The sequence below is a fragment of the Picosynechococcus sp. NKBG15041c genome, assembly GCF_055380235.1.
The window spans coordinates 1,978,455-1,998,968 of the sequence record NZ_AP040363.1; the positions used below are offsets into that span (position 1 = coordinate 1,978,455).

The 20,514-nt window shown below is 49.6% G+C and carries 21 protein-coding genes; 9 read left to right on the top strand and 12 right to left on the bottom strand.

Going from position 1 to position 20,514, the window contains the following annotated elements; genetic code table 11:
- Positions 1-160 precede the first annotated feature (160 nt).
- The 3 genes from ACZ45B_RS09510 (at position 161) to ACZ45B_RS09520 (ending at position 2,878) form a co-directional block, all read left to right on the top strand.
- The gene (locus ACZ45B_RS09510) at positions 161-475 is read left to right on the top strand and encodes a DUF3067 family protein (protein WP_029681961.1); all 315 of its coding nucleotides are present in this window, start codon (positions 161-163) and stop codon (positions 473-475) included.
- Positions 460-1,005 carry an AMIN domain-containing protein gene (locus ACZ45B_RS09515; protein ID WP_051352962.1) on the top strand — a complete coding sequence of 182 codons (546 nt, stop codon included), beginning with the start codon at positions 460-462 and terminating at the stop codon, positions 1,003-1,005. Before ACZ45B_RS09510 ends, ACZ45B_RS09515 begins: the two co-directional genes overlap by 16 nt.
- A 202-nt stretch (positions 1,006-1,207) precedes the next feature.
- On the top strand, positions 1,208-2,878 hold the full coding sequence (locus ACZ45B_RS09520) for an adenylate/guanylate cyclase domain-containing protein (RefSeq protein WP_024546720.1): 1,671 nt from the start codon (positions 1,208-1,210) through the stop codon (positions 2,876-2,878).
- Here ACZ45B_RS09520 and ispD read toward each other — a convergent pair.
- Positions 2,875-3,570 carry a 2-C-methyl-D-erythritol 4-phosphate cytidylyltransferase gene (gene ispD, locus ACZ45B_RS09525; RefSeq protein ID WP_024546719.1) on the bottom strand — a complete coding sequence of 232 codons (696 nt, stop codon included), beginning with the start codon at positions 3,568-3,570 and terminating at the stop codon, positions 2,875-2,877. The two genes, ACZ45B_RS09520 and ispD, sit on opposite strands and share 4 nt — an antisense overlap.
- 77 nt (positions 3,571-3,647) lie before the next feature.
- On the opposite strand from ispD, the gene ACZ45B_RS09530 reads away from it, so the two are divergent.
- Positions 3,648-4,607 (top strand): glycosyltransferase family 9 protein, encoded by a 960-nt coding sequence (locus ACZ45B_RS09530; RefSeq protein WP_024546718.1) that lies wholly within the window; start codon positions 3,648-3,650, stop codon positions 4,605-4,607.
- Positions 4,600-5,163 carry an HAD-IIIA family hydrolase gene (locus ACZ45B_RS09535; protein ID WP_024546717.1) on the top strand — a complete coding sequence of 188 codons (564 nt, stop codon included), beginning with the start codon at positions 4,600-4,602 and terminating at the stop codon, positions 5,161-5,163. Before ACZ45B_RS09530 ends, ACZ45B_RS09535 begins: the two co-directional genes overlap by 8 nt.
- A gap of 104 nt (positions 5,164-5,267) precedes the next feature.
- Here the strand turns inward: ACZ45B_RS09535 and ACZ45B_RS09540 are convergent, their stop codons facing one another.
- The 5 genes from ACZ45B_RS09540 to ACZ45B_RS09560 form a co-directional block, all read right to left on the bottom strand.
- Entirely contained in the window at positions 5,268-6,095 is an 828-nt protein-coding gene (locus ACZ45B_RS09540) for a putative bifunctional diguanylate cyclase/phosphodiesterase (protein WP_024546716.1), read from the bottom strand.
- A 477-nt stretch (positions 6,096-6,572) separates the two neighbouring features.
- Complete coding sequence (locus ACZ45B_RS09545; protein WP_024546715.1) at positions 6,573-7,304, bottom strand: fasciclin domain-containing protein; 732 nt, start codon at positions 7,302-7,304, stop codon at positions 6,573-6,575.
- A 251-nt stretch (positions 7,305-7,555) separates the two neighbouring features.
- Complete coding sequence (locus tag ACZ45B_RS09550) at positions 7,556-7,906, bottom strand: hypothetical protein (protein ID WP_038027973.1); 351 nt, start codon at positions 7,904-7,906, stop codon at positions 7,556-7,558.
- 168 nt (positions 7,907-8,074) lie between these two features.
- Positions 8,075-9,031, bottom strand: coding sequence for an RNA polymerase sigma factor, RpoD/SigA family (locus tag ACZ45B_RS09555; RefSeq protein ID WP_024546714.1), 957 nt, complete (start codon positions 9,029-9,031; stop codon positions 8,075-8,077).
- A gap of 311 nt (positions 9,032-9,342) precedes the next feature.
- Entirely contained in the window at positions 9,343-10,050 is a 708-nt protein-coding gene (locus tag ACZ45B_RS09560) for a TerC family protein (RefSeq protein ID WP_024546713.1), read from the bottom strand.
- 292 nt (positions 10,051-10,342) lie between these two features.
- Here ACZ45B_RS09560 and psaM point away from each other — a divergent pair, with 292 nt between their 5' ends.
- A complete protein-coding gene (gene psaM, locus ACZ45B_RS09565; protein ID WP_012307445.1) occupies positions 10,343-10,438 on the top strand; it encodes a photosystem I reaction center subunit XII in 96 nt (31 codons plus the stop codon).
- An 81-nt stretch (positions 10,439-10,519) separates the two neighbouring features.
- On the opposite strand, the gene ACZ45B_RS09570 is transcribed toward psaM, so the two are convergent.
- Positions 10,520-11,248 carry a 2-phosphosulfolactate phosphatase family protein gene (locus ACZ45B_RS09570; RefSeq protein WP_024546712.1) on the bottom strand — a complete coding sequence of 243 codons (729 nt, stop codon included), beginning with the start codon at positions 11,246-11,248 and terminating at the stop codon, positions 10,520-10,522.
- 181 nt (positions 11,249-11,429) lie between these two features.
- Positions 11,430-11,855: a Fur family transcriptional regulator gene (locus tag ACZ45B_RS09575; protein WP_024546711.1), complete on the bottom strand. Its 426-nt coding sequence runs from the start codon at positions 11,853-11,855 to the stop codon at positions 11,430-11,432.
- A 273-nt stretch (positions 11,856-12,128) separates the two neighbouring features.
- On the opposite strand from ACZ45B_RS09575, the gene ACZ45B_RS09580 reads away from it, so the two are divergent.
- Positions 12,129-12,515, top strand: coding sequence for a DUF423 domain-containing protein (locus ACZ45B_RS09580; protein WP_024546710.1), 387 nt, complete (start codon positions 12,129-12,131; stop codon positions 12,513-12,515).
- A gap of 108 nt (positions 12,516-12,623) precedes the next feature.
- Here the strand turns inward: ACZ45B_RS09580 and ACZ45B_RS09585 are convergent, their stop codons facing one another.
- The 4 genes from ACZ45B_RS09585 to ACZ45B_RS09600 all read right to left on the bottom strand — a co-directional run bounded on the left by ACZ45B_RS09585 (position 12,624) and on the right by ACZ45B_RS09600 (position 17,560).
- A complete protein-coding gene (locus tag ACZ45B_RS09585) occupies positions 12,624-14,015 on the bottom strand; it encodes a TldD/PmbA family protein (RefSeq protein WP_024546709.1) in 1,392 nt (463 codons plus the stop codon).
- 6 nt (positions 14,016-14,021) lie between these two features.
- A complete protein-coding gene (locus tag ACZ45B_RS09590) occupies positions 14,022-15,806 on the bottom strand; it encodes an ABC transporter substrate-binding protein (protein ID WP_029681957.1) in 1,785 nt (594 codons plus the stop codon).
- Positions 15,793-16,188 carry a hypothetical protein gene (locus tag ACZ45B_RS09595; protein ID WP_024546707.1) on the bottom strand — a complete coding sequence of 132 codons (396 nt, stop codon included), beginning with the start codon at positions 16,186-16,188 and terminating at the stop codon, positions 15,793-15,795. Before ACZ45B_RS09595 ends, ACZ45B_RS09590 begins: the two co-directional genes overlap by 14 nt.
- A 115-nt stretch (positions 16,189-16,303) precedes the next feature.
- Positions 16,304-17,560 (bottom strand): glycosyltransferase family protein, encoded by a 1,257-nt coding sequence (locus ACZ45B_RS09600; RefSeq protein ID WP_024546706.1) that lies wholly within the window; start codon positions 17,558-17,560, stop codon positions 16,304-16,306.
- A gap of 347 nt (positions 17,561-17,907) precedes the next feature.
- On the opposite strand from ACZ45B_RS09600, the gene ACZ45B_RS09605 reads away from it, so the two are divergent.
- Both ACZ45B_RS09605 and ACZ45B_RS09610 read left to right on the top strand, forming a co-directional pair.
- The gene (locus tag ACZ45B_RS09605; RefSeq protein ID WP_024546705.1) at positions 17,908-19,665 is read left to right on the top strand and encodes a sugar phosphorylase; all 1,758 of its coding nucleotides are present in this window, start codon (positions 17,908-17,910) and stop codon (positions 19,663-19,665) included.
- Positions 19,616-20,488 carry an HAD-IIB family hydrolase gene (locus ACZ45B_RS09610; protein WP_236612502.1) on the top strand — a complete coding sequence of 291 codons (873 nt, stop codon included), beginning with the start codon at positions 19,616-19,618 and terminating at the stop codon, positions 20,486-20,488. Before ACZ45B_RS09605 ends, ACZ45B_RS09610 begins: the two co-directional genes overlap by 50 nt.
- Positions 20,489-20,514: the final 26 nt, after the last annotated feature.

The window sequence follows — 20,514 nt, forward strand, 5'->3', positions numbered from 1 at the left end:
AGATGGTGAGCAAAGCTGGCTTATTACCTGAGCTTGAGCCTGGGGTAGGTTGCCGGAAAGCCTTTAAAAAGGTTAACAAAGTCTTGTAAATAAATTATTACAGATCCAGTGAGACAACGCTTTTGGTCACGGAGAAATCAAGGGGGAGGAGAATAAATTGATGACCAGTGGTGCAGACCTACGGGAACTTTTGTGGCGAAAATGGGGACGTTCCTACGACGTGCAGATCCGACAAATCAAGGGGGAATGGTATCTCCAGGTGATGTGGAAGTATTTAGAACAGGTGTCTTTTCCTCTCTCGGAAGCGCAATATGAGGAGCATCTCCAGGCGATCGCCACTTACCTCAGTGAATGGGGGGTTAGCCAACAGGTACAAACCTACCTAGAAGAAACCTCAGAGCGTCCCCGGGTCGGCAAGGCTATTAGTATTCGTCTAGAACTGGGGGAGCGGGCATCGGAATGGCTTTTAGGTTAGCGGTGCGATGGGGGGCTGTTTTTTTCGTGGCAGTCATGGGATTGAGTCTGGGCCATGGGCCAAGGGCGATCGCCAATGTTCCAGCTGAGTTGCCTCCCCTCCAGAGTTGGGATTTTGACCCCCAACAACAGCAACTCCGTCTCCAGACAAGCGCCGTAGCGGTTCCTCAATATTCTCGTCTCAGTGACCCGCCCCGCCTCATTATCGATTTGACCAACACCACTTGGCCCACTGCCACCTTGACCCAAACCTACACTGGCCCGATTCAGCAATTGCGCATTGGTCAATTTACCGACAGTACCACCCGGATTGTCTTGACCTGGGCAGAAACTCTTCCTTCTGCTTGGTCACCTGCCTTTCGGCGCATCCCCCAGGCCGATGGTTCCGTGATTTGGGCGTTTGAATTTCAGGGGACGATCGCCAGCACACCTGCTCAAAATACGCCTTTTGTTGTCACGTTCCCCCCTGCTCTGTTGCCACCGGCGATCGCCGTGCCGATCCAAGTCCCTGCCCCCCCTGCTCGCCCTTGAAGGTTTATTGCGATCGCCTCTACCTTTTGGTAGATAAATTCTCCCTTTGGGCTACACTCAGGGGTGAATGTAAGCTGAAATTCTATCCCGATGAATTGTATGCTGGTATCCCTATAATGCTTTGTTTTACCTAAGCCGCAGCGTTCACCAAACAATCCCATAACCTTTTTTTCTAGGGTGAATTGTCCCCAGTGAGACTGCCATGACCGACTTACAGCTCCGTATCCAAGCCGAGGGTTACCCAGAACGCATCGTGGTGGTCGATCAGGGAGAGTTTGTCATTGGTCGCTTACCAGAATGTAGTCTCACGCTACAAATGACGCAAATTTCCCGCTACCACGCCCGCATCAAGCAGGTCGGCACAACCTGGATCCTAGAAGATTTAGGGAGCACCAACGGCACTTATCTCAACCATGTTCGCATCAGCGACCCCCAGCCTATCCGCCAGGGAGATTTGATTCGCCTTGGTGTCACTTCGATTCTCGTTACCTTTCAAGATGTGACCCTCGGTAATGGGGATGCCACGGAGCTTAATTTTGGGCAGTCTGGGGACGGGCGGACGATTTTGCGGAGCGCAGAGGCGCTTAAGGAACAGTGGTTACAAGGGGAAGAGGGCCTTAGTCACCAGCCCCATACCGAGACGGCGATCGCCCGCCTCAAAGAATTGGTAGATATTGCGAAACAACTCAGTTCTGCTGAATCAATCGAAGCGATTTTTCGTCTTACCCGGGGGGTTGTCTTTCAAGAATTGCCAGGCTTAGAGCGGCTGGCCCTGTTAATTGATGTCCGGGGCAATGGCAAATTAGAACTCCTCAGTGCTGCTGCCCAAAACCTCCCAGATAACCATCCGGCGATTCGTACCAGTGCTTGGATTAGTCAATCGGTATGCCAAAAAGTCTTTCGAGAGAAGCTAGCCATTAAGTCTGTCGATGCCCAGAGTGATCAGCGTTTTGCCGGGGAAGATAGTATTCTGGCGAAGGGAATCCGGGGGGTTTTGGCTGTGCCCTTGTGGGACCAAGCCAAGGTGGTCGGCGTGTTGTATGGGGATGCCCATCTCAAACTGGATGACTCGGAGCCACTGGCCGAGGATGATTTGAGTTTTTTTTCTACCATTGGCCATCTCTTGGCTGCCAGTGTGCAGCGCTGGCTTTTGGGGCGACGGCTCCAAGAACAAGCGCAAATCCGCCAAAAGTTAGAGCGTTACCATTCCCCAGCGGTGGTACACCAGTTAATCTCGGTGGGCGCCTTAAAAAATGGTCGTCTCCCCCCAAAGGAAGCAGATATTAGTATTCTTTTTGCAGATATTGTGGGTTTTACGGCGATCGCCGAACAATCAACTCCCAGTGAAATTGCCGATCTGTTGAATGTCTTTTTTGAGGAGATGCTCCATTCTGTTTTCGGGCAAGGGGGAACCCTCGATAAGTTTATTGGCGACTGCATCATGGCTTTTTTTGGGGCACCGGAACCTCAGGTAGATCATGCAGAACGGGCGATCGCCGCCGCCATGGGAATGTTAAATCGCCTTGAGCAGCTCAATTTACAGAAAATTTGGCCCCAACCGATCCAACTGCGGATCGCCGTAAACAGTGGGAAAGCGTTTGTGGGGGATGTGGGCAGTACCCAGCGGGTAGACTACACAGTGCTAGGGGCGACGGTGAACCTCGCCGCGCGGATCGAAACCATTTGCCCACCGGGGGAATGTGTGATCACCGATGCCACTTACCAGGCTATTCGCCACCATCAAGATCTTTTTACCCCCATGGGGGAAGGGCGCTTTAAAGGTATCGATCGCCTAATTCAGGTCTATCGTACCCAGCGGCATCGCCACACCCAATCCCCTTGTCTTAAAAGTACAGAAACCTATTCCCTCTAGGGATTTGCCCCCGTACGCCGTTGCAAAATAAATTCGGCGATCGCCAGATCGACTGGGGTTGTAATTTTTAAATTCGTTTCCTCCCCCTCGACAATCTTCACCGGGAGACCACAGCGCTCAAATAAAGCCGCATCATCCGTTACAGCCCAACCGAGAGACTTGCCTTTTTCGTGACAATCCTTGAGCCGATTAACCTGAAAGCCCTGGGGGGTTTGGGCGGCCCAGAGGCGATCGCGCTCTGGGGTATCCGCCACAAAGCCTTCTTGGTTTACCACTTTAATGGTGTCTTTGACCGGTATTGCCGCAATTAAGCCATCGCAGGTTGCCAAATTAACGGCGCAGCGATCAAACAATTCTGGAGTCGCCAGACATCTCGCACCATCGTGAATCAGCACCCGAGTCGCCTCCGGGGGGAGGGCTTGCAAGCCGTTATAAACCGATTCTTGACGGGTATCGCCCCCCTGAATCAATTGCACCGGCTTGGTTAAGTTTAAACGCGCCAAGATCGCCTTAAATTCCGGGAAATCCACTGGCTGCCCCATAATACCAATCCATTCCACCGTTGTTGCCGCTGCCGCCGCCCGGAGAGTCCAGCTCAAGAGCGCTTCCCCCCGTAAGGTCAAAAGGAGTTTGTTGCGATCGCCCCCCATTCGTTTACCGACACCCGCCGCGGGCAATAACAAGTGGACCATGATTTTCCCTAAGTTGCTAAACGTTTCCGCCTATTCTCTTCTAAAATGATGCTGGATACGTAATTTATACCCCCAAGATGCGAATACTAGCCCTCGTTCCCGGAGGAATTGGCGATCAAGTCCTCTTCTTCCCAACCCTCGCTGGTCTCAAGGAACGTTATCCCGAAGCAATGATTGACGTTCTGGTTGAACCCCGTGCCAAGGCAGCCTATCGCGTCTGTCCCCAGGTTCATGAAGTGCTGACCTTCGACTTTAAAGACCGCAATGGCCCTGCCGACTACCTCAATATTCTCGGTACAATTCGCGACCGCGAATATGAAATCGCCCTCTCCCTTGATAAAAATTGGGTGGTGGGTCTTCTGCTTTGGTTAAATGGCATTCCCACCCGCGTCGGCTACAAAACCGCCACATCTTGGTTTATATCTAACCCTGTCCCCCCTAACGAAAATCAGTACACCGCCGCTTTCTACCATGACCTCCTCCAAGGCCTCGGTATCCAAACCCCGAGTACCCCGCCGAGCATTACCGTACCTAAGCCTGATATTCAATGGGCGGAAGGAGAACAAAAGCGCCTTGGTTTAACCGGGGGCTATATCCTCATCCACGGTGGTGCGAGTCAACTATCCCAGGTTAAAGGGTTAAAGAAAGTCTATCCCCTAGAAAAATGGCGGGCCATTATCGACGATATTCAAAACAAACAGCCCAATCTGCCAATTGTGTTACTCCAAGGCCCCGATGATTTGACCTGGGTGACAGAACTAACTGCCCTTTATCCGACTCTGAAGGTAACCCGCCCCGAAGATATTGGGAAAGCAGCAGCGATGATTGCCGGGGCAAATCTGTTAGTTTGTACTGACAGCGCTCCTTTGCATTTGGCCGCTGCGGTGGGCACTTACACAATCGCTCTCCTTGGGCCAGTCCAGGCAGACAAGCTGTTCCCCTCCGGCAAAGACAACTTGATTGGGATTCAGTCTCCCACCGGACAAATCACAGATATCCAACCTAAAGACGTATTGGCGCAAATTTGGCGTGGCTAAACCAGCAGTTTTCCTTGATTGTGACAGTGTTTTAAACATTGGAGCGAGCCATATTAACCCCCCCCAAGACCTGGATCTGTCTCCAGGGACGGCGGCGGCGGTGCGATCGCTCAACGAACAAGGAATTTTTTGCTGCTTACTTTCCCATCAAGCGGAGTCCGTCCAAGATGATGGGGAAGCACTGCCCATAAGACTATGTGATCTGTTAGAGCAAGAAGCTGATGCTCACTTTGATGCCCGATACCACTGCCCCTATCCGAGTCCGGCCTCTACCCAGTGGGGAACCTGGCGGAAACCGAATACAGGGATGTTGGTCGCCGCCGCCTGGAACCATGACCTTGATCTACGACATAGCTTTATCTTGAGTGATAAGGTGAGCGACATTCATTTAGCGCACAATGCAGGCTTACGGGGCGTACTAATTCAGGTGAACTCTGGTAAAAAGGTGCTTGATAACAAACATCAGCACCATGCGAAACCTGATTATGTGGCAGATAGCTTGTTGGCAGGAGTAGCTTGGATTTTGACGCAATTATCTGAAGAAGCGTCATCATAACCACCTATTTTTCGGATGTTTCTTGTTGAAACATATTTTTTAATAGAACCGATCATCGGGCGATCGCCTGCCACCGTAGTCATATTTTCGCGGCATCGACAACCCTAAGCAACAAAATGGGTCAATGGCCCCAATCGGAAACCCTGATCGAAAAAATATTGACTTTCTAGAAGCCCCGCAGAGAGAGGATGGCATAAAAAATAGCCTTGTACTTCATCGCAGCCATACTGCCTCAATTGCGCCAACTCCTCTGGATGTTCAATGCCCTCAGCAACAACCCTAAATCCAAGCTCCTGGGACATATTAATCATATTTTTTGTAATCACCGCATTCACCTGGTCGAGGTGTAGATTACTCACAAAAGAGCGGTCTAGCTTGAGAACATCCCAACGAAAAAGCTTGAGATATCGTAAGGAAGAATAGCCAGTCCCAAAATCATCGATCGCCAGCTGAACTCCTAAATTACGAAGCGCTTCGAGGGTAGAATGCAGAGTCTGAAAATTTTCAATCAAAATCGACTCAGTAATTTCTAACTCCAAAAAATGTGCTGCCAACTGATGTTCGACCAACAGATGTTGTAACCGAAAAATAAAACAAGGATCTAACAGTTGCCGTACGGAGATATTAACTGCCATTTTAAAGGGCTGTTGGTATTGGGTTTGCCATTGTTTTAGTTGGCGAATAGCTTCTTTGAGGATCCAATCACCCAACTCGTGAATTAACTCCGACTCCTCAGCGATGGAAATAAACAAGCCTGGTGACACGTAGCCCAACTGGAAATGTTGCCAGCGCAGAAGAGCCTCAAAGCCCACCGTCGTACCACGCTCCAGGTTGACCTGGGGCTGATAGGCAACTGTTAGCTGTCGTCGGGCGATCGCCTGGGACAATTCCAGAGCCAAAAAACGTCGTTTCGGAGAAGCAGGAGTCGCCATAATCAATGGAGAAAATATTTTAGAGTTGTGAGGTTATTCCCCAATCCTCGATGAAGGAACCAGATATTTGAACAACTTGCTTGAAGGTGATACCAAGGTTACTTATGAGAAATTTACCCTATGCAAGTAATCATAGCTTCATTGAATCTTTAATAAAACACGAAGTTTATGAAGAAACGATAAAGCTTAAAGAAGAATGAAATCGTAATTTTCGATACATGACTATCAAGAGAGGCCTCATCCCTTTCACCCTATTCCCTTAAAATCGACATCTAACGTCGATGCATTCGACTGCTCCCAGGCATTTACAGTTCCAGAAACTTTGAAAAATAAAAAGGCCACATCTCCAGGATGTAGCCTCATAATGGCCTAAATATTTAGAAAAAGCGATACATCAAGCAAACTATTCTGAATTCTGAGGCATTTTAAATCAGAAATTTTGCTGAAGTAGCAGTTTCGACAACGCGGTGATCAGTTCTAGAGAGCTGCCTCGATATCTACTTCAGCTTCGACATCTGCTCCTACTGCTGTTTCTTCCTCTGTTTCCATTTCAGCTTCAACACCGACTTCTGTCTCGGCTTCAATTTCAGCTTCAGCCAGTAGTGCAGGGGGAAGAATGACAGAGTCAATTACGTGAATGACACCATTGCTAGCTTCGATGTCAGCCATCAGCACATTAGCTTGGTTGATTTGGACGCCATCATCTTCGAGGCCTACCAAGATGTCACTCCCTTCAACGGTTTCTACGGCACCTTCGGTCAGGTCACTGGACATGACATTACCACTTACAACGTGGTAGGTGAGGATCTGGGTAAGAAGATCTTTGTTTTCAGGAAGTAAGAGGCTCTCTAGCACACCATCAGGCAGAGCAGCGAAAGCGTCATTGGTGGGGGCAAAAACGGTGAAAGGGCCTTCTCCGGCTAAAACCTCAGCGAGGTCTGCGGCGGAAACAGCTGCAACGAGGGTCGAAAAAGCTTCATTACTGGCGGCAATGTCAACAATGGTGGGGGCAGTCATGGCTGCTTCAGCTTCTGTTTCTACCTCTGTTTCGGCAGCAGGCATTTCAGTAGCGGGCATTTCAGCAGCAGGCTTTTTTTGGTCGCCATAGGGCTTAGTTTGTTCTCCATGTCCTCCGGCTTGGGCAACAGTGCCGAAGCCGATAGCACTACCCAAAGCGAGGGTTAGGGCAAGAGTTTTTGTAAAACGCATAAGTGTTTCCTGAAAGTAAGCGAACAATAGAATGGTTAAATTTCGCTCTGTTTTGTAAAGCGAAATTTACAACCGTATTCACTGTAGCAAGGATTTTGTATTTTGACAGGTATTTTTTGGGAAATTCAATTTATTTTAGAAGCAGGGAACTTTATGATTTGACTTTAAGTCTAGTACTTGTTTTGCCTGAGAAAATATTATTTCTAATATGTATATAAACGGGATGATTTGCTAAAAGATTACCGTGAATCTCAGGAAAATACACGGCTTGCGTGGATATTTTTTACGACTAAAGATAGAGGGATAAGGCGGAAATCAATCTGTTGACAGTGGGCTTGAAATGTAGATACCAGGGTAAAACAGTCGTTGACGAATGGAGAAGTACGACGGAGGCGATCGCCAGCACTTCTTACTAGCTTGAGACACCAGTGACGCAATAGATCATAGAGAATTTCTAGACCCAGATAGATCATGATTTTTTGTAGAGAGTTAAAGTCTACTGTTAGGGGAGAGAGACAATAGAGCCAGCATAAAAAACCAAATACAGCAAACCCAATGGCTAGTTTTAGGGAGTGTTGACGGAAGAAAATTGTGCTGTTCATGGTACTTTCCTGCTCTAACTGCGTTGCTTTTATGTAGTTGTCAAGGCAGTAGCAGATGCGGTTGGCTTTCCCAACAGAAAAAATCCCCCTGCTTTATGGGCTAGAGCAGGGGGATAGGTAATATAAAAGACCTTAGGCGATCGCCTGTAGGACTGTCGCTTCCTGAAACTAGCTGGCAAGATACTCGCCCATCTCTGCTTTGCGCTTACGGAGTTTCGCTAAGGCTTCCCGTTCAATCTGACGGACACGCTCACGACTGATGCTCAGATGTTCGCCAATTTTTGCCAGGGTATAGGGTTGACCATCCCGAAGGCCGAAACGCAAGGTCAAAACCTCCTGTTGTTGGGACGTGAGCTCATTCAACATCCGTTCTAGGTCTCTTTTTAGGGCTGCATGGGTGGCATAATCATCGGGAGTGAGACCGTCATCTTCTAGCAGTTCGATGAGTTCGGTGTCATTGTTGTCTCCTACCCGCAAATCTAGGGAAAGGGGTTGACGTGATTTTTCGAGGTAATCTCTAACCTGCTTAGCGGTGAGTCCCAATTCTTCGGCTAGTTCGGGGACAGATGCAGAGCGACCATTGGCCTGGGCAAGTTGACGCTGGGCCTTTTTAATTTTATTGAGCTTTTCGGTGATGTGGATTGGTAACCGGATTGTCCGGCTTTTTTCGGCGATCGCCCGGGTAATCGCCTGTCGAATCCACCAGTAAGCATAGGTCGAAAAACGATAACCCTTGGTCGGATCAAACTTCTCTACCCCCCGTTGCATCCCAATCGTGCCCTCTTGGATCAAATCCAAGAGATCCATATTGCGCTTGATGTATTTTTTAGCGACGGAAACCACCAATCGGAGATTTGCCTCGACCATCTTCTGTTTGGCCCGTTTCCCCAGAAGGAGCTGTTTTTTGAGCTCACCTGGAGATAAATTCGCGGCCGCCGCCCATTCCTTCAAGCTGAGTTCCTGTTCCCGTTGCTGGACCAACTCAGCTTTGAGATTTTCTAGGCTAACCATTTTTTGGACGCGGCGAGCGTAGAGCACCTCTTCCTCATGGGTCAGCAGGGGAACTCGCCCAATTTCTTTGAGATAAGTGCGGACAGGATCGGCAGAATGCTTGGCAGTTTTCATAGGTCAACTCGGCTGAAAGGGATGAAAATTAAGTAATGAACTAAAAGTTTTTCCCTAAACTTCAGTCAAATCAGGGTCTAGGGAAAGATGAGTTGTCCAGTTAAGGAAATGATAGGAGCTTGTGGCTCAGCTGAAATAGGGCGTAGGCCCCACAACGTCAGGAAAGTGGCTGTTGTTTAAATTTTATTTATGAATTTATCTTACCAAAAAATTAGAGTTTTATTAAGTTTTTTTTAATAAATGTAAAGTTGATAAAAACTAAAAACTTACCGCAGTGCCCTACGGTAAGTCTAAGCGAGAACGGAGAAGCTTTAGGGGGAAGGGGATTCTTTCTGGGGAATATAATCAGGATTGCGCTTAGAAAAGCCCCAGATAAACATAGCGGCGATCGCCGTAATCATGAGCCACTCAGGCATCACGAAGCTGGGGTAGACTGCCTTCAGCAGTAAACGGACGCCCACAAAGCCCACCGTGACGAAGCCAGCATCTTCAAGATTTGTAAACTCATCAAGCCAGCGGATAAAAAGTCCGGCCAAAAACCGGAGAGTAATCACGCCGATTGTTCCCCCAATGACAATGAGCCAAATGTCATCGGCGACGGCGATTGCCGTTGTGACGCTATCGAGGGAAAAGGCGAGATCTGTCACCGCAATCATCGGAATCGCTTGCCAGAGAGATTTGAACTCTAAGCTATGGTGATGATTTTTATCATCTTCACCAGAGGTGAAATAGCGAAACACTAACCATAGGAGATAGAGTGCCCCCAGGAGCTCCACTTGCCAGAAGTGAATGATCCAAGTTGCAGTAAAAATGAGTGTAATTCTGAGAATATAGGCGGCGATTAAACCAATGTTAAGCGCTCTGCGCTGTTGTTCTGGGTTGGCTAGGCCTTGGGCGATCGCCGCCAGGGCAATGGCATTGTCCGCCGAAAGCACTGCTTCTAAGGCCACTAGAATTATAAGAACAAGGGAGGTCTCTAAACTGAGATGCAACTGGGGATGAAGGATTTGCTCAAACATGGAAGACATTCACACGGTAAACTTTTCAAAAACAAGCCAAGACAAAAAAGACCGCCCATCATTCAGCTACGGCGGTAACGGATCACCATTAGCTCATTGTAAACAAACTGTAGAGACAACGACAGAAACTGCAATGGATCGCCACAGGGAGCAATCTCAAGGGGGTGATTGTCTTTACAGGCTCCGGAAAACATCAATATGTTGCGTCTTGTTACAAAACCTTGGGGAAAGCGGAGACAATATCGCAAATTAAGGGATAAATCTCAGTTTATATTTGGAGTTTTCAACTGTTATGGGAATTTCTGATACCCAAGTGCTCGTCGCCCTCGCCATTGCCCTCATCCCCGGAGTCTTGGCTTTCCGTCTGTCGACTGAGCTTTATAAGTAATTTTGCTTAAGTTAACGTTTACAGTAAAAAAGGGGTTCCTTCAGAACCCCTTTTTTATGCCATAAATAACGATTTTGATTTTTATCCCTGGTAGGCTTTGAGCACACCGGGTTCGGTTTGGATCGGTAGGACTGCAAGGCGATCGCTCTCGGCACAATAATGGATATCGATTTCGTTATCTAACCCCAAAAGCCGCTGGCCGTGGCTCGCTAATTTGAAGAGACTGAATAGATCTTGGTGCCACTGCTGGTGGAGGGCGATCGCCCCGAGCACCTCATCGTTCCCCAATTGGGTGCTACTGCCATCCCAAAGAGCTTTGGCGATCGCCCCGGCACAGACCGTATCTTCGAGGGAATAGTCTCCTTGCCAACCGGAGCCAACAAACCACACAGTTTCAGGCTGCTCTTTTTTTAAAAAATCGACCACACTCTGACGATTTACCTGGGCAGCGGTGATCACAATCGGCGCTTTTTCAACTCGCTTTAAGGCCCGTGTACCATTGGTGGTCGTTAAGAAGAGACGTTTACCTGCAACGACCTCTGGGGTGCAGTTGAGGGGAGAATTTCCCAGGTCACAGCCTTCTACTTGTTTGCCGCCCCGCTCCCCTGCCCGGAGATAGGGGGTCTGACTCCAGGTTTCGCTGAAACGAAACAGGGCCTCAAGATCAGAAAAGGCTTGTACTGCTTCTGCTCCAGCGTGGAGAGCCGTGGCAATGGTCGTCGTTGCCCGGAGCACGTCGATGACCACAGCGCAATCGGGAAGCTGATCTGGTGGGGTCGCCTCAGGCGTGTGATACACAAAAAGTTTCACGCAAAAAAATCCTTCCTTAACAATTCCAGTCTAGATTCCAAAATACCCGATTTGGCGATCGCCAAGCCCAAGCATTGATAAATCCCTTGGGCGCAATCACTCAATACCAGCTTTTATGCGTAAATTATTGTCTAAAAATTGTTGAATGACTTGGAAAAGTTAACCAAAGCATATTTTCAGACTAAGCGCGACAGCCAGCACATAGGCCCTTGACCGTGACTTCATAACTTTCCGCCGTCACCTCAGCAGAAAATTGACTCAAATCAAAGCAGCTAAAGGCTTGCCAAGGGAGGTCTTGGATGGCGCCACAGCCCCGGCAAACAAAATGGTGGTGGGGGTTAACGTTCGCGTCATAACGGGTCACTCCCTCATCAAGGAGCACTTCGCGTACTAGGTTAACTTCTCGTAATACAGTTAGGGCGCTATAAATGCTGGCTTTCGAGGCGATCGGTAAATCTGCATTCACATCTTCGAGAATCTGTTCCACCGTGGGATGGTCTGCCCGGCCAAGTAGGTTAGCATACACCGCAAACCGCTGGGGTGTGATGCGCAACCCTTCTTGTTTCATGGTGTTACGAATATTAGTGGCGGTGTGGGCTTGGGGCATGGCTTCGGGAAACAGAAGAATAGGTCGTTTATGGGGGCTATTTTTGCGAATTGACCGAGAATAAATCAAGGTCTACCTACGGCAAAGTGGGTATAGATGAAAACTTTTAAGCTTTTCTTTAGCTTATTTTCAGGCAACAGGCATAGATTAAGGGCCTTTTAAGGATCTTAACACTTCTAATTAAGCTCTGGGACTATCTGCTAACAAATCCTATATAAAAGACTATCCTATTTAAGAACTATTCTGATTAATGTCCGAGACAAATCAATCATGATGACTCGTTTTTTTCTGGTTATTGCGCCCCTCCTGGCTGGTTTAGCTGTCGCGGCTGGCGCCTTTGGGAGCCACGGCCTCAGGAACAGTCTCGACCCCCAAGCGATCGCCATTTGGGAAACTGCCGCAAAATATCAGATGTACCAGGCGATCGCCCTGCTGTTAGTGGGTTTCTTTTCTGTCCAGGGGTCATTGCCCCAGAGTTGGCTCAATGGGGCGGGGATTGCCTTTGTTATCGGCATTGTGCTTTTTTCTGGTAGCCTCTATGCCTTGAGTTTAAGTGGGGTGAAAATTCTGGGGGTGATCACTCCTCTTGGTGGAGCGGCTTTTATAGTGGGTTGGATCTGTTTGGCGATCGCCGGCTGGCAGTTTAACCCACCAGACTAAATCTGAATTCCTGAGTTCTGCACTGTTTTGTCATCGGGCGAATGCTTGGCTATTTGAGCACCTGTCACTAGATAGTCAAATAGCCAAGCCATGGTGACCCTATTTGACCTAGCGGCCACCGACAACGACATTTTTGATGCGGAGGTGCGGGCCACCCACACTCACCGGTAAACCACCTTGGCCTCCTTTACCGCAGCCGCCATTGGTGTAGAGGGTGTCATCACCGATCGCCTCAATATCTTTCAACGTTTGGAAGACATTCCCGGACAAGGTGACATCGCTTACAGGTTCAGCAATTTTGCCATCGCGAATCATGTAACCTTCCGCTGCCGCAAAGGTGAACATTTCCCCATTGGTCTGGCCACCGATCATCCGCACTGCGTAAACCCCTTCCTTGATGTCTTGGATCATGGCTTCAAAAGGAGTGTCACCGGGTTCGATCGCCGTATTAGTCATCCGCACCAGGGGCGGATAAGAAGCTTGTAGAGCGCGGGCATTACCAGTGGGAGCTTCCTGCATTTTGCCCGCCGTTTCTCGGGAGTGGAGTCGCTGGGTGAGCACGCCGTCTTTGATCAGATATTTACGCTGACCCGGAACCCCTTCATCGTCGTATTTCATCGTGCCGGGCAGATCGGGCAGGGTGGCATCATCGATCACGTTTAGTTGGGAAATGCCTAGGGGTTTGCCGATGGTCAGCAGCTCTTGCATCTTCGGGTTTTCGTAGACAAAATCTGCCTCCGAGAGGTGGCCAAAGGCTTCGTGGATAAACACCCCAGCCAGGTAGGGATCCAGCACGACGGTGTATTGGCCTCCTTTGACGGGTTTGGCTTCCAGTTGACGGATTGCCCGTTCGGCAGCTCCTTTGACCCGGTCTTCGATGCCGAGCAACACATCAAAGTCACAGCGGGAATTGAGGGATTCAAACCCCTGGCGCACGACCCCGTTTTCACCCCGGGCGATCGCCCCGAATCGACCATTCACATCGAGGCGCTCTTGGATAATGCAACTGCCGTTGGAGTTAACAAAATAGGTGGTGACAAAACTATCACTGATACTAGCCATGGTCGTCTGGATCCGGGGGTCATAGTCCAGCAAAATCTGATTGTATTTTGCCAGTAGATCCCGCTTTTCCTTGAGGGAAATGGTGCGGGGGTCAGTTTTGATCTCGACGGGTACATAGTCTTCAATCGCCCCGCTGGGAGCTAATTGGGTGGATTCTTTCCCCACTAATTTCGCTTGGGAAACGGCATCGGCGACGCGATCGCCTAATTCTTCCAGGCCGTTAAAGGTGACAAAACTCCAGCCCCCCTGGTGGCAGGCCCGGATCCCCCCAGCGAGGGCAAAACTGCGGTTACTGCCATCAAACTGGGCGCCCCGGAAGGCGAGGCTAGTGGATTCACTCTGTTGGACGCGGATTTCGAGGTAGTCGACGGCGGCTTTATGGGCGGCGATCGCCCCTTTAAGTGCGTCCGTAACCTGTTGCATGGTGAGGGTTGTCATTGGGTGTTACTCCTTAAATTCAGCAGAAATGGTCAAATCTTCAATGTTCCAGAGGGCGCCCCCCAGGGCCGAATGCTCGACGCCCTCGATCTTGTTACGAACCGCCGCCAGGGAATAATTATTCACCAGATAGATGAAAGGCAAATGTTCCGCCGCCAGATCCTGGGTGCGATCATAGAGGGCTTTACGGCGGTCAAAATCCAGTTCCTGGGCAGCTTGGATGTAGAGGTCCGCAATCTCCTGTTCCCAATCATTAACCACCCGATCCGTGAGGGGGGTAGAGCCCGCCCGAGCTGTTTGGTTAAACATATGCAAATTTCCTTCGGGGAACCAGACATTCGCACCACCATTGGGTTCGTTACCCCCGGTCAAACCCAGCAAGAAGCAGTCCCAATCGAGGGAATTACTGAGCTTATCTACGAGGATATTGAAACTGATCGGGCTGTAATCTATCTGCATCCCCAGGGCTTCGAGATCCTGTTCGATTTGGGTAGCCATCGCTTCCCGGATTTTATTCCCGGCATTGGTGATGAACGAAAAGCGCACTGGGTTATTTTCTTCATCCACCAGCCGCCCTTCGGTATTGTAAGAAAAACCCGCTTCAGCTAACAGACGTCTGGCTTCATCTAGGTCGTAATCATAGACTCTCACTTGGTCGTTATAGAAAGGAGACTGCACCGAAATCGGTGAATGTTGTACTTCCCCCAAGCCCCGATAAATGTTGTTGACCATCCGTTGGCGATCGATCGCCTGGGCGACGGCCTGACGAAATTTTACGTTGTTAAACCACTTCGATTTGATCGGGTCTACCAGGGGGCGACCATCCCGCTGACCTGTATTGAGATTGAAAGAAATAAATGTGGTGCCATAATCTGGGCCGCCGTTGTAAATGCTAAATTGGCCCCGTTCTTCCTCCCGCTTGAGGAGGGAAAAATATTCAGGACTAACCCCAGTGACATCTAAATCCCCAGAGCGGAATTGCAGCAAAGTGGTGTCAGTGTTGGGAACGATTTGCCAGACCACTTGCTCAATGTAGGGCTGGGGCGCTCTCCAATAATAGGGATTGGGTTCAAAAATCAGCCGCTGGCCCACGGCATAGTTTTTCAGGAGATAGGGGCCATTGGAAACTAATTCCCTGGGGGGAGTACTCACGCCCCAAGTCCCGAGGAAAAGGGGATTGCCTTCGCTATCGGTCTGGTCAATGCGGTCTTGGAGGACATGTTCTGGCAAAATACTCAGACCAGTGTTGTTGAGAAATGGGGCAAAGGGCTCGGTGATGGTGAATTTCACTTGGCGATCGCCTAATTTCTCGACAGTGGGCAATGTGCCTTCGATGCCCACCCGGAGGCCATCGCGGGAATTGGTGGGAATTTTATCGTTGAGGTAGACCTGGTTATAGCTAAACACCACATCATCAGCGGTGAGGGGCGCCCCATCAGACCATTTAAGATTTTCCCGGAGGGTAAAGGTAATGCTTAATTGGTCGTCGGAAAATTCCCAGGATTCAGCCAGGCGCGGTTCCGTTTCCCCGGTGACCGGATTTTCCGAGACTAAACCTTCATAGGTGAGGCCAAAAATACTGGGAGATTCGGCGGACAGGGCCGGATTGAAGGTTTTTGGGTCACTGAGGACGCTGATTACAATTTGGTTATCATCAACGCCCAAGGCACTTGTTGATTGGGGATTACAGGCAGTAAGGACAGCAGGTAGCGTGATCGTCAGGGCGATCGCCACCAAGAAAGCCCAGAACTGCTTAAGACGAATTAGGTTAAATGCATTATTCTTCTTCATTGCTCTGTGCCCCGTCTAAACGACCTAGTTCATAGACCCCGCAGCCTGCACAGGCCATTACTCCTAGACTAATTGCCCAACTGTGGCCTAGGCCCCATTCCACCCCGAAGTTGCAACCTGCCCCAAAAATGAGAAAGGGCACAATGCTCAAGAGAGAGGCAGAAAAAGCGCTTTTTGATTCGCGGATCTCTTTATCTTTTTCATATTCTTCTTCGGAAAAATAAAGCGATCGCTCTGCCCAGTTCATCCACTGTTCTAAACCATTCAAAATTGTTTCTCGCAGGGGGGCAACGCCGATGTACAGGGCAAAGGCCCAGAGGCAAGCGCCGGCGATTGTGCTGGCTTCAAGACTGAAGGTAAACGGCAAAAATTCACGCAACATGGGGAAGTGGGGCAACAACTGTGTTTAAAGATTGTATCGATTGTGGCGGCCATCGGCATCATTCCCCGCGCGCCGTGACTTTCAAAATCAAGAAAACAGGCGATCGCCCGTTCTTTTACACCACTTCTAGGGATGGTAATTCAGGGTGTTGCATAACGACTTCTCGTTGTGCCTCTGCCATATCCGCTGCCACCGCCGCCATCAACTGTTCCCTCAGATCTGGCACGACAGCCAAAGCCCTTGTCCAATCCGGAATGCGATACACCGCTGGTTCATGGATATAGCGGTCAAAGGCCAGGGGGATCACTTTTTCAAAACTCTCGACGGTCATTTCTTCGCGGTGGCGATCGTAGGGAATTCCGTTACAGGTCGCATCCACAAAATATTGCCGGATCATATCCTGGGCCAAACGACGAAACTTCACCTGGAGGGCAATCTGGTGCCCTTCTGAAAACACCACCGATTCTGTTTCTGTGAGGGTACGCAGGATTGAGGACAAAATCTCTGTGCACATTTTCTGGAGTCCCTCTTGGGGATTATTACCCACTTCTTTATGTTTGTGGTCGAAAAAGCCTAGATCTACTTGGGCGACGCGCTTCGGGGCCACATTACGGTACACTTCGGCCAACAGCCCCACCTCAATGCCCCAATCACAGGGAACCCGCAGATTGAGGGCGAGATCAGCGGTCATGGCAAATTCCCCTGCCAGGGGATAACGGTAGGATTTGAGGTAATGAAGGTAGGCATTGCGACCGAGGACATCTTCGAGAGTGGCCAACAGCGGGGCAACGAATAACCGCACTACCCGCCCATTCATCGCACGATTTTCGAGGCCCAGGCGGGTGTAATAGGCTTTGTTGTAGGCAATGCCAAATTCAGGCTCTGCAATGGGATAAAAAAGCTTTGCCACTAGGGAGCGCTCAAAGGTAACAATGTCGGCATCGTGGAGGGCGATCGCCCGCGCCTTGAGCGAAGAGAGCCCCAAGCCCAACCAGACAGCCCAACCCTTACCCTGATAATCGAGCAAATTGAGATTTTGCTGGGCGAGCTTTTCGAGGATGCTCCGAATCCGGGCACCATTACTCCAAATGACATTTACCTTCTGGGGAAGCTCACCAAAAAAAGCAACGGCATGGTGATATTGCGCGAGGGTTTCAGCATAGAGGCAGATGTTGATTTCCTGGAGATAGGCGCAGCCTTTGAGCTGTTCTTTGATCGCAGTGAGAGCTGGCCGTTGCAGTTCTTCGTAGAGGGAGGGAATCAGTAACGCCATGGGGCAAGTTTCACGAAGATTCATCAGGCGTTTTTCGAGGTAATCCAGATCGGCATTGAGATCATGGATAGTGGTGATGAATTCTTGGCAAAAGTCCATTACTAGTCACCTAAACAAAGAGAAGATATTAGAATTTACGTTTAAGTTAACCTGATTTTTTTTAGTTGGCCGTATCTAAAACGACGTAAAAATCATGACAATGTCAGCTGAATTTATTGATAGGCTGAGGTTTATTTGGAATCACGATAACTTCAATGGCTTTCCTAAAAGGTGAATCAGTCGTTTTTCCATTCTGAAGCAAATACCTGGGAAATAGATTCGTAAGGTTTCTGCAAAGGAGTCTGCTCAATCTGTAGTGGGATAGATCCCTCTCTTCTGGGGCATTGTTGAGCGGGGAAGTCATCCCCGATCTGTGAACTTAAAAAAAGTGTTTGTGGTGTTTTTTTATGACGATTACCCAAATTGCCGGGCTTGGCGATCGCCTTAATGATTTTTTCGTGACCTTGTACCCTGACCATCATCCTGCCGCTTTGGTTGGGCGTCTCGAAAAGGTGCTCGAAACCCATTTGGCACAGACGTTGGAGCAACTCCCCCTGTGGGATCAAGCAACAATTCTGATGATTACCTACGGCGATAGTTTGCGTCAGGAAAAGGGGCAAAATCCCCTCAAACCGCTCCAAACTCTTCTTTTATTTTTGCAAGAGCGACTCCAGGGAGTAATCAGTGGAGTGCATCTTTTGCCATTTTTTCCCTACAGCTCCGATGATGGTTTTGCGGTGATTGATTACCGTCAAGTGAACCCACACCTGGGGACTTGGGAGGATATTGAAGCGATCGCCCAAAACTTTGAAGTCATGGCCGATCTTGTCATTAACCATGTTTCAAGCGAATCTGAATGGTTCCAGCAATTCCTCGCCCAAGAAAAACCCGGTTGTGACTATTTCATTACCGTGCCCCCCGACACCGATCTCCAACTGGTGGTACGACCTCGTAGTAGTCCTCTCCTGAGTAAATTCACGACCACAAAAGGCGATCATTATGTGTGGACGACCTTCAGCCGCGACCAAATAGATGTCAACTTTGCCAACCCCGATGTGCTGTTTGAATTTATCGATATTCTTTTGGGCTATTGTCAGCATGGTGTCCGTTTCATTCGTCTCGATGCAGTGGGTTTCCTCTGGAAAAAATCACAAACTGCCTGCATTCACCTCCGGGAAACCCACCTAGTCATTCAACTCATCCGGGAAATTCTCGCCTTAACTTACCCACGCACCGTGTTGATCACCGAAACTAACGTGCCAAACCGGGAAAATCTCAGTTATTTCGGCAAGGGCAATGAAGCCCACATGATCTACAACTTCAGCCTGCCACCTTTGTTGCTTAATGCGTTGATTCGGGGCGAGTCTCGTCATCTGAAAACCTGGATGAAAAGTATGCCCCCAGCCCAGGATGGGTGTGCCTATTTTAATTTCACGGCTTCCCATGATGGCATCGGCCTGCGTCCAGCGGAGGGATTATTAGAAGGCAGCGAATTCGAGCAACTGATCGACACCATGGAAAATTTTGGGGCGAAGGTCAGTTACCGCAGCTTACCCGATGGCACCGAAAAACCCTATGAGCTCAATATTTCGCTGTTTGATGCTCTCCAGGGGACGATCGCCGGCCCTGACCAATGGCAAAGGCAACGGTTTCTGTGTTCCCAGGCGATTATGATGGCCCTTGAAGGAGTGCCGGCTTTTTATATTCATAGTTTGCTCGCAACCCCCAATGATCACGCCAGGGTAGAAGCGACCCAACACAACCGCAGCATCAACCGCCACCAGTGGGACTATGACCAGCTGGAAGGGAAATTAGCAGACCCAGATTCTGACCAGGCTTGGGTACTCCGGGAATTAACGAAGTTGATCCAAATTCGTCGACTCCAGTCAGCCTTCCACCCCAATGCAACCCAATACACCCTTGATTTTCAGAGTCCAGCAATCTTTGGCTTTTGGCGTCAAAGTCGCGATCGCCGCCAGAGTATTTTTTGTTTGTTTAACCTAGGCGATCGCCCGAGCACCATCCCCGTTTCCAGTTTGAATCTCATTTGTACTGACCAATGGCAAGATCTCTTGGGTAAGGTGGTGCTAGAAGAAGGGGCGATCGAGATTACCCTTGCTCCCTATCAAACTGCCTGGATTACCAATGTTCCTCTGCTTCACTGACCTGGACGGCACGTTTTTAAACCACGATGATTATCGCTATGATGCGGCGGTACCGACGGTTCAAGCCCTTAAAAAGTTGGACATCCCCATCATCCCCACTACCAGCAAGACTAAGGCCGAAGTGATAAATTTGCGGCGCGAGCTTGGGTTACAAGATCCGTTTATTGTGGAAAATGGCAGCGGTATTTTCTTAGAACCGGGTGATCAGCGGTTTGATTTTTCGGGGTTAGATTTAAACATCGCCGTTAATCAGGGCTTCACAATGATTACCCTGGGCATCACCTATGACCAGGCGCGGCAAAATCTCCAGGATTTGGCCACACAGCTGGGAGAACCTTTAAGGGGCTTTGGGGACTTGGGCCTACCGGAATTGCGGGCTTTAACGCAATTACCCATCTCTAAACTGAAACAGGCGGGCGATCGCCAATTTAGCGAACCCTTTCTGCGGCCCCAAGCAGATCTAAAAATTCTCGAAACCCTGGCGGCAGAAGCGGGCTTACAAATCCTAGTGGGGAATCGTTTTTGTCATCTCCTCGGCGCGGGTGCTGGGAAAGGCCGTGCGGTAAATCTTGTTCGTCAGGCTTGGCAAAAGGCCCACCCAGACCAAGGACCAGTCAAAACCATCGGCCTGGGGGATAGCCCCAATGATCTTTCCCTACTGGATGCGGTAGATGTGGCGATCGTCGTCCCGGGGCCCCAAGGGGTGAACCCCAAACTACTGCCCCATAGCCTCAAAAAAGGTTGGTTCATTGCCCCTGAGCCTGGTGCTGCGGGTTGGGCGGGGGCGATCGAAGCCCAATTGCAGAAGTTTGTTGGGCCATGATGAAATCCTGGTTTCTCGGGGAGGAT

What these genes read in the sequence shown, in the direction of transcription:
- ACZ45B_RS09560 (WP_024546713.1), bottom strand. Translation starts at nt 10,050, where the DNA reads ATGTTTGAGCAAATCCTTCATCCCCAGTTGCATCTCAGTTTAGAGACC.
- ACZ45B_RS09545 (WP_024546715.1), bottom strand. Translation starts at nt 7,304, where the DNA reads ATGCGTTTTACAAAAACTCTTGCCCTAACCCTCGCTTTGGGTAGTGCT.
- ACZ45B_RS09590 (WP_029681957.1), bottom strand. Translation starts at nt 15,806, where the DNA reads ATGAAGAAGAATAATGCATTTAACCTAATTCGTCTTAAGCAGTTCTGG.
- ACZ45B_RS09605 (WP_024546705.1), top strand. Translation starts at nt 17,908, where the DNA reads ATGACGATTACCCAAATTGCCGGGCTTGGCGATCGCCTTAATGATTTT.
- ACZ45B_RS09530 (WP_024546718.1), top strand. Translation starts at nt 3,648, where the DNA reads ATGCGAATACTAGCCCTCGTTCCCGGAGGAATTGGCGATCAAGTCCTC.
- ACZ45B_RS09510 (WP_029681961.1), top strand. Translation starts at nt 161, where the DNA reads ATGACCAGTGGTGCAGACCTACGGGAACTTTTGTGGCGAAAATGGGGA.
- ACZ45B_RS09575 (WP_024546711.1), bottom strand. Translation starts at nt 11,855, where the DNA reads ATGCCCCAAGCCCACACCGCCACTAATATTCGTAACACCATGAAACAA.
- psaM (WP_012307445.1), top strand. Translation starts at nt 10,343, where the DNA reads ATGGGAATTTCTGATACCCAAGTGCTCGTCGCCCTCGCCATTGCCCTC.
- ACZ45B_RS09580 (WP_024546710.1), top strand. Translation starts at nt 12,129, where the DNA reads ATGACTCGTTTTTTTCTGGTTATTGCGCCCCTCCTGGCTGGTTTAGCT.
- ACZ45B_RS09600 (WP_024546706.1), bottom strand. Translation starts at nt 17,560, where the DNA reads ATGGACTTTTGCCAAGAATTCATCACCACTATCCATGATCTCAATGCC.
- ACZ45B_RS09555 (WP_024546714.1), bottom strand. Translation starts at nt 9,031, where the DNA reads ATGAAAACTGCCAAGCATTCTGCCGATCCTGTCCGCACTTATCTCAAA.
- ACZ45B_RS09585 (WP_024546709.1), bottom strand. Translation starts at nt 14,015, where the DNA reads ATGACAACCCTCACCATGCAACAGGTTACGGACGCACTTAAAGGGGCG.
- ACZ45B_RS09595 (WP_024546707.1), bottom strand. Translation starts at nt 16,188, where the DNA reads ATGTTGCGTGAATTTTTGCCGTTTACCTTCAGTCTTGAAGCCAGCACA.
- ACZ45B_RS09515 (WP_051352962.1), top strand. Translation starts at nt 460, where the DNA reads ATGGCTTTTAGGTTAGCGGTGCGATGGGGGGCTGTTTTTTTCGTGGCA.
- ACZ45B_RS09550 (WP_038027973.1), bottom strand. Translation starts at nt 7,906, where the DNA reads ATGAACAGCACAATTTTCTTCCGTCAACACTCCCTAAAACTAGCCATT.
- ispD (WP_024546719.1), bottom strand. Translation starts at nt 3,570, where the DNA reads ATGGTCCACTTGTTATTGCCCGCGGCGGGTGTCGGTAAACGAATGGGG.
- ACZ45B_RS09520 (WP_024546720.1), top strand. Translation starts at nt 1,208, where the DNA reads ATGACCGACTTACAGCTCCGTATCCAAGCCGAGGGTTACCCAGAACGC.
- ACZ45B_RS09540 (WP_024546716.1), bottom strand. Translation starts at nt 6,095, where the DNA reads ATGGCGACTCCTGCTTCTCCGAAACGACGTTTTTTGGCTCTGGAATTG.